Source organism: Methylobacterium sp. WL103 (assembly GCF_008039885.1).
Classification (GTDB): domain Bacteria; phylum Pseudomonadota; class Alphaproteobacteria; order Rhizobiales; family Beijerinckiaceae; genus Methylobacterium; species Methylobacterium cerastii.
Genome location: NZ_VRUX01000873.1, coordinates 1 through 1,345 on the forward strand (window position 1 = coordinate 1; position 1,345 = coordinate 1,345).

2 protein-coding genes and 1 pseudogene are annotated in these 1,345 nt (G+C 71.0%); 1 reads left to right on the forward strand and 2 read right to left on the reverse strand.

What is annotated here, in order from left to right:
- A partial coding sequence (locus FV222_RS26285; RefSeq protein WP_187277488.1) for an anti-sigma factor occupies positions 1-311 on the forward strand: 311 nt, incomplete at its 5' end.
- Between the two features lie 141 nt (positions 312-452).
- Here the strand turns inward: FV222_RS26285 and FV222_RS26290 are convergent.
- The gene (locus FV222_RS26290) at positions 453-1,013 is read right to left on the reverse strand and encodes a fasciclin domain-containing protein (protein ID WP_147816057.1); all 561 of its coding nucleotides are present in this window, start codon (positions 1,011-1,013) and stop codon (positions 453-455) included.
- Positions 1,014-1,218: 205 nt separating this feature from the next.
- Positions 1,219-1,345: pseudogene (locus FV222_RS31610) on the reverse strand (transporter); the annotation flags it as partial.

The following is a 1,345-nucleotide window of genomic DNA, read 5'->3' on the forward strand; positions in this document are numbered from 1 at the left end:
TCGCCGTGGTGCAGAGCGGCGGCGCGCTGCCGGCCCTGGTGCTGCGGATCGATACGAAAGCCGGCACCGCCGAGGTGCGCCCGGTCGGCGCCGAGACCCCCTCCGGCAAGAGCCTCGAGCTCTGGTACATCGGCGCCGGCGCCTCGCCCAAGGCGATCGGCCTCGTCGGCCCCGCGGCGACCCGGATCGCCCTGCCCGCGGAGACCGCGGCGAGCGGCCTCATCGCCGTCACGGTCGAGCCGCCCGGCGGTTCGCCGAACGGCACGCCGACCGGACCCGTGGTCTATTCCGGCACGCTGATCCGCGAGTGAGGCGGACGGCCCGGCGGCCTGGAATGTCTTGACGCCGAGACGCCCTGACCTTCGAACGAAGAACGCCCCGGACCGCGAGGTCCGGGGCGTTCTTCGCATCGTGCCGCGGTCCGGCGTCTGGGCCGGACCGCGGCCGCGCTATCAGGGCTGCAGCACGCCGTTGATGACGTGGATGACGCCGTTCGACTGCATCACGTTGGCGATGGTCACGGTGGCGGTGTTGCCCTTGGCGTCGGTCACGTAGACCTTCTTGCCCTTGGAGGTGACCACCAGGGGCTCGCCCTCGACGGTCTTGAGCTGGGCCTCGCCGCCGCCCTTCTTGACCTCGGCCATCAGCTCCTTGGCGGTGTAGACGCCGGAGACCACGTGATAGGTCAGGATCTTGGTGAGGGTGGCCTTGTTCTCGGGCTTCACCAGCGTCTCGACCGTGCCGGCCGGGAGCCGGGCGAAGGCGGCGTTGGTCGGCGCGAACACGGTGAACGGGCCCGGGCCCGACAGGGTGTCGACGAGGCCGGCGGCCTTCACGGCGGCGACCAGCGTGGTGTGGTCCTTGGAGTTGACCGCGTTCTCGACGATCGTCTTGTTGGCGTACATCGGCGCGCCGCCGACCATCGGGTTCTTGGCGAAGGCGGCGACGGGCGCGGCGCCGAGGGCGAGCGCGAGCGCGAAGGTGGCGAGGCGGGAAGCGGGATGCGACGTCATGGCGTGTCCTGACCGTTCGTAGGACCCCGGCGACCGGGGGTTACGGGCGCTCTTACGGGACGTCGCGCGGAAAGGTTTCGGCGCGGGCGCGTTTCCGGCGCCGCCAAGCGTCCGAAAACGAAAGACCGCCCGATCCTCGTGGATCGGACGGTCTTTCGCTTCAGGCCCGATCCGTCGCGGATCGGGCCTTCGGGTCGTGCGGCTCTCAGTACTTGCGGACGAGGGGGGTCGGCGCGGGGGCCGGGGCTGCGACCGAGTAGAGCGGCGCGATCAGGCGGATGAAGCCGTCGGTGGAGTAGTTGTCGCGGGTGCGGCCGTCGAAGGTGGCGTAG

Coding starts and splice junctions, on each gene's coding strand:
- FV222_RS26290 (WP_147816057.1), bottom strand. CDS start 1,013: ATGACGTCGCATCCCGCTTCCCGCCTCGCCACCTTCGCGCTCGCGCTC.